This is a genomic window from Micromonospora sp. NPDC050795 (assembly GCF_044456785.1).
GTDB lineage: Bacteria > Actinomycetota > Actinomycetes > Mycobacteriales > Micromonosporaceae > Micromonospora.
In genome coordinates this window covers 1-14,406 of sequence record NZ_JBITGE010000019.1, presented here as the reverse complement: position 1 = coordinate 14,406, position 14,406 = coordinate 1, and the positions used below count along the sequence as shown (strand labels likewise).

The following is a 14,406-nucleotide window of genomic DNA, read 5'->3' as shown; positions in this document are numbered from 1 at the left end:
CAGCCCACCGGGGCCGAGGGGGCTGTCATGCGGGCGATCTGGTTACGTGAGTTCGGCGGGCCCGAGGTGCTTATGCCCGGCCCCGCGCCGGACCCGGTCCCCGGTCCCGGCCAGGTGCTGATCGACGTCGCACACGCGAACATCACCATCGTCGAGACCCAACTGCGCGCCGGTCACCCCGGCCCGTTCCGCCTCACCCCACCGCTGATCCCCGGCAACGGCGTCGGCGGGGTGATCACCGCCGTCGGGCCGGACGTCGACCCGGCGCTGACCGGGCAGCGGGTGGTCAGCGCCACCGGAGGTTCCGGCGGGTACGCCGAACGCGCGGCGGTGGACGCGTCGGCGACGATCTCGGTGCCGGCCGGGTTGGCTCTGGACGAGGCGGTGGCACTGCTGGCCGACGGGCGGACCGCCACCATGCTGATCGAGGCGGTCGGCGTTCGCCCCGGTGACCGGGTGCTGGTGGATGCCGCTGCCGGCGGCGTCGGCAGCCTGTTGGTGCAGCTCGCGGTCCGCGCCGGGGCACGGGTGATCGGCGCGGCTGGTGGGCGACGCAAGGTGGACCTGCTACCCGGCCTGGGCGCCGAGCTGGCCGTCGACTACCTGCTGCCCGAGTGGGCCGAGCAGGTCCGCGGCACAGTGGGCGGGGTCGACGTGGTGCTCGACGGGGTCGGTGGTTCGGTGGCCCGGGCCGCCTTCGACCTGCTCCCGCCGGGCGGCCGAATGGTCAGCTTCGGGCTGGCGAGCGGGGAGTGGTCCCCGGTGTCGACGGAGGCCGCCACGGCACGGCAGGTCACCATGATCCGCCCGGACGTGCCACCGGCCCGGCTGCGGGCGTACACCGAACAGGCCCTGGCGGACGCGGCGGCCGGCCACCTGCGACCGCTCATCGGCCAACGCTTCCCACTGGAACGCGCCGCCGACGCGCACGCCGCCATCGAGGCGCGCGCGACGGTCGGCAAGACCCTGTTGGACGTGGCCTGATCGAGGTCAGAGGTACATGCCGGTGCGGTGCTCCGACTCGTCGCGTCGGACCGGCTTGTCACCCTCACCGAAGAACCGCTTGCCGCCGAACTCGCCGTGCAGACGGTCGTCCAACTCGTCGGCGAGACCGGTCATCACCTGCACCGCCAGCATCAGATGGGTCGCCTGGAAGTTGCGGCCGAACACCGGAATGGACGCCCACACCGTGTCGTCGGCGCAGTAGAGGCGGCCGATCGGCATCCGGTTCGTCAGTTCGGAGAGCTTGACGTAGAGCCGCTCGGTCGGCTCCACCTCGGTGAGCACCGGGGAGAAGACGTCCACCAGGGGCGGGTTGTCCCGCACCCGCACGAAGACCATCGCCGAACCGGCGCGGATGGTGATGTCGCCGTCCGAGTCGATCTGCAACCGGTCGGTGTCCGACTTCAACATGGTGGAGACCACGGTTCGGACCCGATCGGCCAGGTCGAGCACGTCGTCCTGCTCGACCTGCGCGGCGGCCGCCTCGGCCAACGCCTCCTCCAGGTCCGCCTCGACGTCGGCGTCCGGACCGAACTCGCTGCGGGCGGTGCCCAGCGGTTCCACTGCCAACGGCTCGCCCTCGGCGTCGTGCACCAGATAGACGAGGAAGGCCGGGTGCGGAGCACCGTAGACGTCCCGCAGGGTGCGGGAGAGCAGGGTGGCGACCTGGGTCGACTCGGCCGTCGTGGCGTTCAGCCCGAAGGAACCGCCAGAGCCGGCGACCACCCCGGGCGGGGACCAACCGAGCGCGACCATGTCCGCCACCGCACCCCGGTCCAGTCGGTAACCCGCCGGCAGAGCGGCGTTGCCGACCGCTCGGGCGGACAGCACCCGGTCCGCGTCCACGTCGACGCTGATCGAATAGACAGCGTCCCCGGTGCCGGAGGCGGTGGGGTCCAGGGTCACGTCGAGGTGTGCGCCGACGGGAAGTTCCCGCAGCCGTACGGCGAGCGCGCGGGCGAACTCCCGCCACGCCTCGGTCACCTTCGCTCGCAGGTCGGTGGTGCTGGGCTCGTCGAGCAGGATCGATTCCACCGGCTCAGTCGAAGCGCCGGGCAGCTCACCGTGCGGCGCCGAGGGGTGGTCAGCCGTCATGATCGCCTCCGTCCGTCACGATCACCCTACCCACGCCGCCCGTCGGTCGAATCAGCCCGGACCGGGATCGGACAGCGGCGGTCAGGGGGCCGTCGGGTCCGTGGGGTCGGCGCCCAGCTCGACCGGCCAGGCGCCCGCCAGCGCACTGAGCCGGGCCGCGGCGTCCGCCGGGTCCGCGCCCCGGCCAACCGCCAACCCGAAGAGGTACGCGGTGACCGGCGCACCCGGACGCAGCACCTGGTGGGCGACGTCCCGGGCCAGATCCAGCACCGCCGGCACCGGCACCACGGTCGGGTCCAGATCCAACTCGGCGCACACCGCCGTGACCCAGTCGTCCATCACCGTCATCGCGCCCACTCCTCCGCCCGGCGTACGTCCTCGTCAGTGTCGCAGTCGAACCACGGCGGCGGGCCCTCGCCGGACCAGGCCACCTCCGACACGACGAGCCCCGCCAGCAACGCCCGGACCGGGGCGCCGGACAAACTCCCGCCCCGCTCGACCGCCAACCGGTCCACCGCTGCCCGCAGCGCGGCCACCCGCCAGACGCCGCAGAGCGACTGCCGCCGCCCGTCCCCGTCCACGAAGCACGCCCCGTCGGGTCGCTCACCGCCTCCGAGGCCGTCGCGAGCCCGCGGTTCGGCGAGGTCGCCACGGACCAGCGGTGCCGCGAGGCCGTCGCGGGCCGGCGGTTCGGCGAGGTCGCCGTGGACCAACGGTGCCGCGAGGCCGTCGCGGGCGCGCGGTTCGGCGAGGTCGCCGTGGACCAGCGGTGCGGCGAGGCCGTCGCGGGCCGGCGGTGCCGGATCGGTGCGGCCGCCCGCCGAGCCGGTGTCAGGGGGCTCCCGATCGAGGTGGTTTAACAGGTCCCCGATCGCGGCACGGGTGAGCAGTGGCAGGTCGGCGGCGAGCAGCGCGACAAGGCTGGTGTCGGGATCGAGCAGCGCCAGTCCGGCCGCCGCCGCGGCGACGGGGCCCCCGCCGGCCGGGTCCTCCCGGACGACCCGGACGCCCGCCGGCACGGCGTCGGCCGCACCGACAAGCACCCGCGTCGTCGCGTCGGCGACTGCGGCCAGCACCCGGTCGCGCATCGGCCGGCCGCCGACCGGAAGCGCGGGCTTGTCGAGCCCGCCCATCCGTCGGGCAGCCCCACCCGCGAGCACCACGGCGGCGTACGTCCCCACCCGGCCACCGTATCCGTGCCACCGCCAGCTCCCGCCAACCCCTCGCCCCGGTGCCCCTCGCCCGGCCAGCCCCTCGCCCCGGTGCCCCTCGCCCCGGTGATCATGGAGTTATCGCTCGACACGCCGACGACACGCACGGGCAACTTCATGATCAACGCGTCTGGGGGCGTTGGGGGCGCGCGCCGGGGGTGGGGTTGGGGTGGGTGGGGGTACGGGGTGGGACGGGGGTGGAGGATGGCGGGATGGGACGGGCAACTGATCGACGGGGCGTACTCCGGATCGACCTGGACGCGGCGACCGACGGACGCGGGTCGATCCGCCGACCGGACACGCTCGCCGTGGAGGAGCCGCTGGAGATCCGGGTCGGCGCGGCCGGCCCCGGCCGACGCCGCCCGCTCGCCGTCACCATGCGTACTCCCGGCGACGACCTGGATCTGGCCATCGGGTTCCTGCTGACGGAGGGGCTGATCCGGTCGACCGACGACGTGTTGACCGCGCAACTCTGTGCCGGCGCGGAGACGCCGAACACGTACAACGTGGTGGACGTGGTGCTCGCCCCCGGCGTACCGGAACCGACCACCGACCCGTCCCGGAACTTCTACACGACCAGCTCCTGCGGTGTCTGCGGCAAGGCCAGCATCGACGCGGTACGCACCCGGTCGCTCTTCCCGGTCGCGGCGGACCCGCTCAGCGTCCCGGCCACGTTGCTCGCCGAGCTGCCCGACCGGTTGCGCGCCGCCCAGCGTGGCTTCGATCGGACCGGCGGGCTGCACGCGGCGGGGTTGTTCACCCCCGACGGTGAGCTGGTGGTGCTCCGGGAGGACGTGGGCCGGCACAACGCCGTGGACAAGGTGATCGGCTGGGCGGTTCGAGAACGCCGGCTGCCGCTCGCCGGGCACCTGCTGCTGGTCTCCGGACGGGCCAGCTTCGAGCTGACCCAGAAGGCGTGGATGGCGGGGTTGCCGCTGCTGGCAGCGGTGTCCGCCCCGAGCACCCTCGCCGCGGAGCTGGCCGACGAGGCGGGGATGACACTTGTCGGCTTCCTGCGCGGGCGGACGATGAACGTCTACACCGGGCCGCACCGGATCACCGTGGAGCAGCCAGCCTAACCTGAGCGGCCCGTCAGCGTTCGATCCGGACGATCAGGTCGAACAGGGCCAGCCGCGCGGCGGCGTCACGGGCGATCAGGAAACCGGCGATGCCGAGGATCCAGCCCAACGCGCTGCCCGCCTTCGTGACGATCCAGGTGTTCAGGCGGGCCAGCACCGGCTCGACCAGTCGCGGGCGGGCCACTCTGGCACCCAGCAGCAGCACCGCCGGCAGCACCATGACCAGGCAGTACCCGGCGAGCAGCGCCACCACGCTCGCCGCTCCCACCTCCGAGGTGGCCAACAGACCCACCGCACCGAGGTACGGGAGCATGGTCGCCACCTCGGCCAGCGCCGCGAGCAGCGCGAGCCCGACCAACCAGCGGGCCGAGGAATCTCCGGCGGTGGCCCGGTCCCGCCAGCGCAGGACGCCACCGGTACGGGGACGCCGCTTGCCGTCGTAGCGGAAGCTGAGCGCCAGCATTCCCACGCCCAGCACGAGTTGTGCCCAGAGGACGCCCCGGTTGTCCAGGGCGCCGCCCAGCGCGTCGCCCAGGCTGCTGCCTCCCCAGACCAGAAGCAGCCCGACCGCGAGGTAGAACACCGCGATGGTGGCGAGGTAGCCCAGGATCCGCCGGACGTTGACCGGCCCGGGGGCGAGCAGCAACCAGACCGGGATGAAGAGGGTGCCGATGCTGGTGCTGTCGATCAACGCCAGCCCGGCCAGCGACAGCAGCAACTCGGGGGTCATGTCGTACCAACGCGGAGAACGGCCACGAGATCATTCTCAGGCGGTGGCGAGCCTGCCGCGTCGGCCGTGAACAGGAGTAACGCGTACATCCTTCGACGGAGGCGTCGCCGGAAGACCCGTCACGCCAGGTCGAGGATGCTCCAGTTGGTCGGCAGCACCTTCGCCGCCACCTTGGGTCGCACTGTCGCGTAGTGCGCCTCGTGGGTGAGTGCCGCGCGGGCGGCATGGCCGAACGAGATGTCGCCGTCCACGGCGCGGGCGAGCCTGCCGGTGTCCTGCACGTCCTCGACGTCGAGCGGTAGCAGACGGATCATCGGGGCAGTCATCATCAGGGCCAGTAGCGCGGCATCGATCTCGTCGGCCAGGCTCGCGAAGGCGACAGCCAGGCACGTCGCTGGGACGGCGACCTGCCGACCCTCGTCGGCGACTTCCAGCATCAACTCCCCCACCGAGACGTTGCCCTCGATGTAGGCAGTCAGCGCCGACGCGTCGAACACGGCGGCGATCTGATCGCTCACCCGGCTCGGCCCAACATCCGGCGTCCCTCAGCCAGGGCGTCCGCCGGAATGGGTGTCGCCAGGCGCTCCCGCCATCGCGCCCTACCCGCCTCGGTCACCTCGATGCCGGCGCGCCGAAGCACCTCGTCGAGGTGTACGCGGGCCATCTGCACCCGTACCGCCGCGGTGATGGCGGCCGAGACGTTGGGCTGCTGGTCGAGCCAGTCCGCGACGTCGTCGGGGAGGCTCACGGAGCGCTTCACTGTCACGTCCGCCAGCCTAGCAATTCTGGTAGCACCTGCGGTATTACCGCGCGGGTGATCGCGTCCTTCAGCGGCGGCCACGACGGCTCCGCCTGCGCGGGCGGATGACGCCGGGCATCCCGACCGACGGCCAGCCGTCCAGCTCGGCCGGGGGTACGCCCCGTCGGAGCAGGTCGTCCAGCAGCAGCGCGAGCGAGTAGTCGGGGTGCAGGCTCAGCGTGCGTTCGAGCGCGACCGCCGCCAACGCGCCCTGCCCGGCACGCCAGGCGGCGAACGCCAGCAGAGCACCCGGCGCGGCAGCCACCTCCGGCTCGGCGCGGCGCAGCACGTCGGTCCAGAGGGCGATGTCCCGGTCCCGGCCGTCGGTGCGTTCCCACGCGTGATCGCGGACCGGCAGGTGGGTCATCAGCAGGCTCAACCAGGCCACCTCGTCGTCGTCGAGCCGTTCACCACGCCGCTGCCGACGCTGGGCCTCGCGGACCGCCGCCACCCCGGCGGCGCGCAGCGCCCGCGCCCCGAGCAGGTCACTCTCGGGTGCCTGCTCGACCAGCTCGGCCAGTCTCAGCTCGGCGCGGGCGGTGGCCGCGCGGGCCGCCTCCCGGGCCGCCCCGTCCACCGGTGCCACCTGCGCCACCAGGGCGGCCCGGTCGGGGAGTGCGACCTGACCGGCGAAGACCGCCGAGGCGGTCACCCGGCTGGCGGTCGGGTCGTAGCGGCGACCCTCGGGCGGGCAGCACTCGGGCTCGGTGCAGAGATAGGACCACCAGCGGCCGTCGGTCACCCGCAGCGCGTCGAGCACGTGCAGCCCGAAGTCGTTGAGCGCGTCGCGCACCGCGTCCACTGCCGGGGTGACCTCCTCCGGTTGCCCGTAACCCACGACGGTGGCGGCCTCCGCGCCCTGCCGGCGGAGCACACCGGCCAGGTGCCCGGCCAATCCGCCCAGCTCGGTCGGGTCGGGCAGGTCCGCGCGGGCGGCGAAGACGATCTGTCGGCCGACCAGCGCCACGGCGACGACGCTGTCGGTGGGGTGGAAGCCGAGCAGGTACGGCACAGCGGCGATCAGGTCGGCGGGTGAGCGGACGGCGAGCTGAGGGCGGTCGGTCGAGGTCATGTCGGAAGCCTGCGGCGGGCGTGCCGGGCCCTGCCACCCCTGTGGACGACACGCGGCTTATCCACAGTTACTTAACGTGTTTTACCTGCTCACGCGCCACCTACGGGTGCGGAAAGTGCGCCGATGTCGTCGGGCGACACCTGGCTGTCGTAAGGAGCGGTTACCGTGCGCTGATGGACCTGGCGTACCTGCGCGCGCATCCGGCACACCTCCCGACCTTCCGGACCCATCAGCGGCTCCGGGAGACGCCGGTCGCCGGTGGAAACATCTGCGCAGCCGCCCGGCTCACCCTCGACGACGGCCACTCCGTCTTCGCCAAGTCCTGGCCGGAAGGCGCCGACCGACCGGCGCCGGAGGGCTTCTTCGTCGCCGAGGCCGCCGGCCTGCGCTGGCTGCGGGAGGCGGGCACGGTCGGCGTACCCGAGGTGATCGTGGTGTTGCCGGAGCTGCTGGCGCTCGACTGGGTGGAGCCCGGCGAACCGACGCCGGAGGCAGCGGAGCGCTTCGGCCGGGAGCTGGCCGGGCTGCACCGGGCGGGCGCAACCGCCTTCGGTGCCACCTGGCCCGGCTTCATCGGCTCGCTCCCACAGGACAACACCCTCACCGGCGGGCGCTGGTCGACCTGGTTCGCCGAGCGACGCCTCGCCCCCTACCTGCGACGCTCTGTCGACGCTGGCGCGCTGACCAGCGCCGATGCCGCTCTGGTCGAGCAGGTGATCGGTCGCCTCGACGGGCTCGGCGGCGACGAGCCGCCCGCGCGCATCCACGGCGACCTGTGGCCGGGCAACGTGCTGTGGGGGCTCGACGACCGGGCCTGGCTCGTCGACCCGGCGGCGCACGGTGGGCACCGGGAAACAGATCTCGCCCAGCTCGCCCTCTTCGGCGGCATTCCCCACCTGGATCGGGTGCTGGCCGCCTATCAGGAGAGTTGGCCACTACCGGACGGTTGGCGTGACCGCGTGCCAGTGCATCAACTGCATCTGCTGCTCGTGCACACCGCACTCTTCGGCGTCAGCTTCCGAGATGTGGTCGTCCAGACCGCCCGTGGCGTCCTGAACCGGGCCGAGCGCGCTACGGTCGACAGGTGAACGTCGCCCCGGGGATCGACGGCGTCCTCGTCGACCGGTACGGCCGTGTCGCCCGGGACCTCCGCGTGTCCCTCACCGACAAGTGCAACCTGCGCTGCACCTACTGCATGCCGGCGGAGGGTCTCCCGTGGCTGGCCGGCCCCGAGTTGCTGACCGACGAGGAGATCGTCCGGCTGGTCCGGGTGGCCGTCGAGCTGCTCGGCGTGACCGAGGTGCGGTTCACCGGCGGTGAGCCGCTGATCCGAGCCGGGCTGGTCGACATCGTGACGGCGGTCGCCGCCCTCGAACCCCGCCCCCGGGTCTCGCTGACCACCAACGGCATCGGCCTGGACCGACTGGCCCCGGCGTTGCGGGCGGCCGGCCTGGACCGGGTGAACGTCTCACTGGACACCCTGGACCCGGACCGGTTCACCACGCTCACCCGGCGCCCCCGCCTCGATGCGGTGCTGGCCGGGCTCGCCGGTGCGGCGACCGTCGGGCTCAGCCCCGTGAAGATCAATTCTGTGCTGATGCGGGGTGTCAACGAGGACGAGGCGCCGGCGCTGCTCCGCTTCGCCCTCGAGCACGACTACCAGCTGCGGATCATCGAGCAGATGCCGTTGGACGCCCAGCACGGTTGGGCCCGCGACACCATGGTCACCGCCGAGGAGATCCTGGCGTCACTGCGTACCGTCTTCGATCTGAGCCCCGACCCGACCGAGCGCGGCGCGGCACCGGCGGAGACCTGGCTGGTCGACGGAGGCCCCGCCCGGGTCGGCGTGATCGCCAGCGTCACCCGCCCCTTCTGCGGGGACTGCGACCGCACCCGGTTGACCGCCGACGGCCAGGTCCGCGCCTGCCTCTTCGCCACCGAAGAGTCGGATCTGCGCGCCGCGTTGCGCACCGGTGCCGACGACGACGAGTTGGCCCGGCGCTGGCGTACCGCGATGTGGGGCAAGCGTGCCGGGCACGGCATCGACGATCCCACCTTCCTCCAGCCGACCCGCCCGATGTCAGCGATCGGAGGCTGAGCATGGAGTCGACGACGCTGACCATCCGCTACTTCGCGGGCGCCCGCGCCGCCGCCGGCCGCGCCGAGGAGACCGTGCCGGCTGGGCGGTCACTCGACGACCTCACGGCCGAGCTGACCGAGCAGCACGGCGACCGGCTCGCCGGCGTGCTGCGGGTGGCGAGTTTCCTCGTGAACGGCGTCAGCTGTCATGATCGTCAGACCCCCCTACCGGCCGGGGCCACGATCGATGTCCTGCCCCCGTTCGCGGGCGGCTGAGGGAGGCTTCACACATGATGGCGGTTCTGGGGTTCGTGGCTGTCCTGGCGCTGGTCACCGGCCTCATCCACCTCTACCTGTGGAAGCGGCTCGTTCGGGACACCATCGCGCCGGGCCGCTGGCGGCGGGTCGGCGGGATCGCCGCAGTGGTGCTGGCACTGCTCGTGCCGGTCACGATGGCCGGCACGCAGGCAGGGCTCTACTGGCTCGCCTGGCCCGGCTACCTGTGGCTCGCGCTGATGTTCTACCTGCTGATCGTCCTGGTCGTGCTGGAAGTCCCGATGCTCGTCGCCCGGCTGGTGCTGCGCCGCCGGGTGGTCGCCGCGGAGCCCACCACCGCCGCGCCCGAGCCGGTGCTCGTCGGGGCCGCCGGGCCGACCGACCCGCCGGCCGCCGACGCCGTCGCGGCACCGGACCACGACCCGTCCCGTCGGTTGGTGCTCGCCCGTGGGGCCGCCATCTTCGCCGGTCTCACCGCCACAGGCATCGTGGGGTACGGAGTTCGCACGGCACTCGGTCCACCCCAGCTCGACCGGGTACGCATCCCGCTCGCCAAACTCCCCCGCAGCATGGACGGCCTGCGCATCGCCACCGTCTCCGACATCCACCTCGGTCCGCTGCGCGGCCGGGCGCACACCGAGCGGATCGTCGCCGCGATCAACCGGCTCGACGCGGACCTGGTAGCGGTGGTCGGCGACCTGGTCGACGGAACCGTCGCCGAACTCGGCGCGGCCGCCGAACCCCTGCGTGATTTACGCTCCCGGTACGGCAACTTCTTTGTCACCGGCAACCACGAGTACTACTCCGGGGTGGAGGAGTGGGTCCAGGAGGTCGACCGGCTCGGCCTACGGGTCCTACAGAACCAGCGGCAGGAGATCCAGGCTCGGGGTGGTGTGCTCGACCTGGCCGGCGTGAACGACCTCACCGCAGCCGGCACCGGCCTCGCCGCCGGCCCGGACTTCGCCGCGGCCCTCGGCGACCGCGACCCGAGCCGTCCCGTGGTCCTGCTCGCGCACCAGCCGTTGGCGGCAAAGGAGGCCGCCCGGTACGGCGTCGACCTGCAACTGTCCGGGCACACCCACGGTGGGCAGATGGTGCCGTTCAACCTGGCCGTCAGGCTCGAGCAGCCGGTGGTCAGCGGCCTCGGCGAGGTCGACGGCACGAAGGTCTACGTGACGAACGGCGCCGGTTTCTGGGGGCCACCGGTCCGGGTCGGGGCCGAGCCGCAGATCAGTCTGGTCGAGCTGCGCTCGGCATAGCGGAGGTCACGTCCGCGCGTGGCGGCGGGTGGCCGGCGCGGCGGGCGTGACAGGATGCGGCGTGCCCCCGTTCAGCGCCGTACCCCCCGGTGGCCTACCGCCATTCGTCGCGGACCTGCACATCCACTCGAAGTACTCGCGCGCGTGCAGCCGTGACCTCACCCTGCCGAACCTCGCGTGGTGGGCCCGGCGTAAGGGCATCGGCCTGCTCGGCACCGGCGACTTCACCCACCCCGCCTGGTACGACCACCTGCGGGAGACGCTGCGCCCGGCCGAACCGGGGCTCTACCGGCTCGACGCCGAGGCGGAACGGGACGTCGCCCGGCGGCTGCCTCCCCGACTGGCGAGCGCCGCCGAGGCTGATCCGGTCCGTTTCATGCTGAGCGTGGAAATCTCCACCATCTACAAGCGGGACGACCGGACCCGCAAGGTGCACCACCTGATCTACCTGCCGGATCTGGACGCGGTGGCCCGGTTCAACACCGCCCTGGGCCGGATCGGCAACCTCGGCTCCGACGGCCGGCCGATCCTCGGACTGGACTCCCGCGACCTGCTGGAGATCACCCTGGAGGCCAGCCCGGACGGCTACCTGGTGCCGGCACACATCTGGACTCCCTGGTTCTCCGCGCTGGGCTCGAAGTCGGGCTTCGACGCGATCGCGGACTGCTACGCCGACCTGGCCGAGCACATCTTCGCCGTGGAGACCGGGCTCTCCTCCGACCCCGCCATGAACTGGCGGGTCGGCAGCCTGGACGGCTACCAACTGGTGTCCAACTCGGACGCGCACTCGCCACCGGCGCTCGGCCGGGAGGCGACGGTGCTGACCGCCGAACGGGACTACTTCGCCGTTCGGGAGGCGCTGCGTACCGGTGACGGCCTGGCCGGCACCATCGAGTTCTTCCCGGAGGAGGGCAAGTACCACGCGGACGGGCACCGGCTGTGCGGCGTCAACTGGACTCCGGAACGCACCCGCGCGGCCGACGGGCGCTGCCCCGAGTGCGGCAAGCCCCTCACCGTGGGTGTCCTCAGTCGGATCGAGGAGTTGGCGGACCGGCCGGACGGGCACCGGCCGGCGCACGCCCGGGACGTCACCCACCTGGTGCCGCTGGCCGAGATCCTCGGCGAGATCAACAAGGTGGGTGCCCGGTCGAAGAAGGTCGAGGGGCGGCTCAACGAGCTGCTGGCCACGCTCGGCCCCGAGCTGGAGATCCTGACCACGACGCCGCTGACCGAGATCGCGCAGGCCGGTGGTGAGCTCCTCGCGGAGGGCATCGGGCGGCTGCGGCGCGGCGACGTCCGCCGGGTGCGCGGTTACGACGGCGAGTACGGCGTGATCACGCTCTTCGACCCGGCCGAGCTGGGCGCGCAGGAGACGCTGTTCGACGTACCGGTGCCGGCGCAGCGACGCCCCGCGGAGCCGCCGCCCCGGGTCCCGGCCAAGCGCCCGGCGGCGGCCAAGGCGGAGCCGAAGCGGAAGCCGGTCCCGGCGCCCGCGCCGCCGATCGCGTCACCGCCGTCTCCGCACGAGCCGTTCGAGCCGATGCTCTCCGGCATGGAGGAGGTCGGCACCGGTCTGCTGGACCGACTGGACGCCATGCAGCGGGTGGCCGCCTCCGCACCCGGCGGTCCGCTGCTCATCGTGGCCGGTCCGGGCACCGGCAAGACCAGGACGCTCACCCACCGGATCGCCTACCTCTGCGCGGAGCTGAACGTCTTCCCCGAGCACTGCCTCGCGATCACGTTCACCCGTCGGGCAGCCGAGGAACTGCGGCACCGCCTCGACGGCCTGCTCGGCCCGGTCGCCGAGGACGTCACAGTGGGTACGTTCCACGCACTGGGCCTGACCATCCTGCGGGAGAACGTCGGCGCGGCGGGTCTCCCCGCCGACTTCCGGATCGCCGACGACGCCGAGCGGGCGGCGGCACGCACCGAGGCCGGCGACGACAGCGCCGCTTACGTGTCGCTGCTGCGCAAGCAGGACCTGGTCGACCTGGACGAACTGGTGACCCTGCCGATGGAGCTGCTGCGGGCCGACCGGAAGCTTGTCGAACGGTACCGGGACCGCTGGCGGTGGATCTTCGTCGACGAGTACCAGGACGTCGACGAGGTGCAGTACGAGCTGCTGCGGCTACTCAGCCCCGCCGACGGCAACCTCTGCGCGATCGGCGACCCGGACCAGGCGATCTACTCGTTCCGGGGTGCCGACGTCGGCTACTTCCTGCGCTTCTCCGAGGACTTCACCGACGCCCGACTGGTCCGACTCAACCGCAACTACCGCTCGTCGGCCCCGATCCTGGCCGCCGCCGTGCAGGCCATCGCGCCGTCCTCGCTGGTCCGGGGCCGGCGGCTCGACCCGGCCCGGCTCGACCCGGAAGCCCAGCTGGTCGGGCGGTACCCGGCGGCGTCGGTGACCGAGGAGGCCGACTTCGTCGTGCGTACCGTCGACGATCTGGTCGGCGGGTTGTCGCACCGCTCGCTGGACTCGGGCCGCATCGACGGCCGGTCCACCTCACTGTCGTTCTCCGACATCGCCGTGCTGTACCGCACCGACGCGCAGGCCGCCCCGATCGTGGACGCCCTCACCCGGGCCAACATTCCCGTGCAGAAGCGTTCCCACGACCGGCTGCGGGATCGGCCCGGGGTGGCGGCCATCGCCCGCGAGCTACGACACGCCGACGGCCTGGCCGGCTCACTTGCCGCCCGGGTGCGGCTGGCCGGTCAGGTGGTCGCCGAGCGGTTCGCCGTGCCCACCCTGGACGGCGCCGGCAGCACGGTCCGCCCCGAGGACGTCCGCTCGGCCGTGGACCTGCTGACCCCGCTGGCCCGACGCTGCGGCGACGACCTGGAGGCCTTCCTGTCGCAGTTGGCCACCGGCGCGGAGGTGGACGCGCTCGACCCGCGCGCCGAGGCGGTCACCCTGCTCACCCTGCACGCCGCGAAGGGCCTGGAGTTCCCGGTGGTCTTCCTGGTCGGTGTCGAGGACGGGTTGTTGCCGTTGCGTTGGCCGGGCTCGACCCCGGACGAGGACGCCGTCGCCGAGGAGCGCCGGCTCTTCTTCGTCGGCCTGACCCGGGCCCAGGACCGCCTGTACGTCAGTCACGCCGCCCGCCGCACCCGGCACGGCACCGAGCGCGACTGCGCACCTTCGCCGTTCCTCGGCACCATCGACCCCGGCCTCTTCGAACGCTTCGGCGAAGCCGAACCCCGCCGGCCCAAGGACCGCCAACTCCGCCTGATCTAAGCCCCGGCCGCCACGCCCCCACGCCGCCGATCTTGCACTTTCGGATGCCGATGTGCGTGGGATGCACCTTATGTCGGCGCAGAAACCGCAAGATCGACGAAGCCTGGAGCCGGGGCGGGGCGGGGCGGGGCGGGGTGTTAGTACGGCAGCCGCCGTTTGAGATCTTGTTGGTGGGGCGGGGTGGATGCGAGGCGGCCACCGCGTGATCGTCTGTGCGTTGTGGACACATCATCAGATCTTGTGGTGGACGCGTGCCACAGCGTAGCCGTTGGTCGGTGGGAGCGGGTGCTGGCCGAGGTGCTGGGGTGCTTCGCGGGCCGGTTCCGGCGTGTGCAGCCGCGCCGTGCGGCGGGACAGTTCGTTACCGGGCTGCTGGCCGATCTTGAGGTCAAGACGTGCTGGCAGTTGGCTGAGCAGGCCGGACATGCCCGGCCGGATGCGATGCAGCGATTGTTGGCCCGGGCGGTGTGGGATGCCGGCGCCGTGCGTGACGACCTGCGGCAGCTGATCACCGGCCGGTTCGGCTGCCCGGACGCGGTCCTGGCCGTCGACGAGGCCGGTGA

At 72.7% G+C, this 14,406-nt stretch carries 15 protein-coding genes; 8 read left to right on the top strand and 7 right to left on the bottom strand.

Annotated elements, in window-relative coordinates:
- The first annotated feature begins 27 nt into the window (after positions 1-27).
- Entirely contained in the window at positions 28-984 is a 957-nt protein-coding gene (locus tag ACIBEF_RS18140) for a zinc-binding dehydrogenase (protein WP_396794414.1), read from the top strand.
- A gap of 6 nt (positions 985-990) precedes the next feature.
- Here ACIBEF_RS18140 and ACIBEF_RS18135 read toward each other — a convergent pair whose 3' ends face one another.
- From ACIBEF_RS18135 to ACIBEF_RS18125, 3 genes are all read right to left on the bottom strand, one after another.
- Positions 991-2,097, bottom strand: coding sequence for a T3SS (YopN, CesT) and YbjN peptide-binding chaperone 1 (locus ACIBEF_RS18135; protein WP_396794413.1), 1,107 nt, complete (start codon positions 2,095-2,097; stop codon positions 991-993).
- An 81-nt stretch (positions 2,098-2,178) separates the two neighbouring features.
- A complete protein-coding gene (locus ACIBEF_RS18130; protein ID WP_396794412.1) occupies positions 2,179-2,445 on the bottom strand; it encodes a DUF6457 domain-containing protein in 267 nt (88 codons plus the stop codon).
- Positions 2,442-3,278 carry a molybdenum cofactor guanylyltransferase gene (locus ACIBEF_RS18125; RefSeq protein ID WP_396794411.1) on the bottom strand — a complete coding sequence of 279 codons (837 nt, stop codon included), beginning with the start codon at positions 3,276-3,278 and terminating at the stop codon, positions 2,442-2,444. Before ACIBEF_RS18125 ends, ACIBEF_RS18130 begins: the two co-directional genes overlap by 4 nt.
- Positions 3,279-3,520: 242 nt before the next feature.
- Between ACIBEF_RS18125 and fdhD the strand changes: the two genes are divergently transcribed.
- On the top strand, positions 3,521-4,387 hold the full coding sequence (gene fdhD, locus ACIBEF_RS18120) for a formate dehydrogenase accessory sulfurtransferase FdhD (RefSeq protein WP_396794410.1): 867 nt from the start codon (positions 3,521-3,523) through the stop codon (positions 4,385-4,387).
- Between the two features lie 13 nt (positions 4,388-4,400).
- Here fdhD and ACIBEF_RS18115 read toward each other — a convergent pair whose 3' ends face one another.
- The 4 genes from ACIBEF_RS18115 to ACIBEF_RS18100 form a co-directional block, all read right to left on the bottom strand.
- On the bottom strand, positions 4,401-5,117 hold the full coding sequence (locus ACIBEF_RS18115; RefSeq protein ID WP_396794409.1) for a GAP family protein: 717 nt from the start codon (positions 5,115-5,117) through the stop codon (positions 4,401-4,403).
- Positions 5,118-5,236: 119 nt separating this feature from the next.
- On the bottom strand, positions 5,237-5,635 hold the full coding sequence (locus ACIBEF_RS18110; RefSeq protein ID WP_396794408.1) for a hypothetical protein: 399 nt from the start codon (positions 5,633-5,635) through the stop codon (positions 5,237-5,239).
- Complete coding sequence (locus ACIBEF_RS18105; RefSeq protein ID WP_357235635.1) at positions 5,632-5,883, bottom strand: hypothetical protein; 252 nt, start codon at positions 5,881-5,883, stop codon at positions 5,632-5,634. Before ACIBEF_RS18105 ends, ACIBEF_RS18110 begins: the two co-directional genes overlap by 4 nt.
- Before the next feature lie 61 nt (positions 5,884-5,944).
- Positions 5,945-6,988, bottom strand: a complete 1,044-nt coding sequence (locus ACIBEF_RS18100) for a DUF4192 domain-containing protein (RefSeq protein WP_396794407.1) — start codon at positions 6,986-6,988, stop codon at positions 5,945-5,947.
- A gap of 173 nt (positions 6,989-7,161) precedes the next feature.
- Here ACIBEF_RS18100 and ACIBEF_RS18095 point away from each other — a divergent pair, with 173 nt between their 5' ends.
- From ACIBEF_RS18095 to ACIBEF_RS18070, 6 genes are all read left to right on the top strand, one after another.
- A complete protein-coding gene (locus ACIBEF_RS18095; RefSeq protein ID WP_396794406.1) occupies positions 7,162-8,076 on the top strand; it encodes a fructosamine kinase family protein in 915 nt (304 codons plus the stop codon).
- On the top strand, positions 8,073-9,086 hold the full coding sequence (moaA, locus tag ACIBEF_RS18090) for a GTP 3',8-cyclase MoaA (protein ID WP_396794405.1): 1,014 nt from the start codon (positions 8,073-8,075) through the stop codon (positions 9,084-9,086). The genes ACIBEF_RS18095 and moaA overlap by 4 nt, the downstream gene beginning before the upstream one ends.
- 2 nt (positions 9,087-9,088) lie before the next feature.
- Positions 9,089-9,343 carry a MoaD/ThiS family protein gene (locus tag ACIBEF_RS18085; RefSeq protein ID WP_396794404.1) on the top strand — a complete coding sequence of 85 codons (255 nt, stop codon included), beginning with the start codon at positions 9,089-9,091 and terminating at the stop codon, positions 9,341-9,343.
- Between the two features lie 14 nt (positions 9,344-9,357).
- Positions 9,358-10,602 (top strand): metallophosphoesterase, encoded by a 1,245-nt coding sequence (locus ACIBEF_RS18080; protein WP_396794403.1) that lies wholly within the window; start codon positions 9,358-9,360, stop codon positions 10,600-10,602.
- 61 nt (positions 10,603-10,663) lie between these two features.
- Positions 10,664-13,843, top strand: coding sequence for a UvrD-helicase domain-containing protein (locus tag ACIBEF_RS18075; RefSeq protein ID WP_396794402.1), 3,180 nt, complete (start codon positions 10,664-10,666; stop codon positions 13,841-13,843).
- A gap of 285 nt (positions 13,844-14,128) precedes the next feature.
- On the top strand, positions 14,129-14,406 hold a 278-nt coding region (locus tag ACIBEF_RS18070), incomplete at its 3' end, for a transposase (RefSeq protein WP_396794401.1).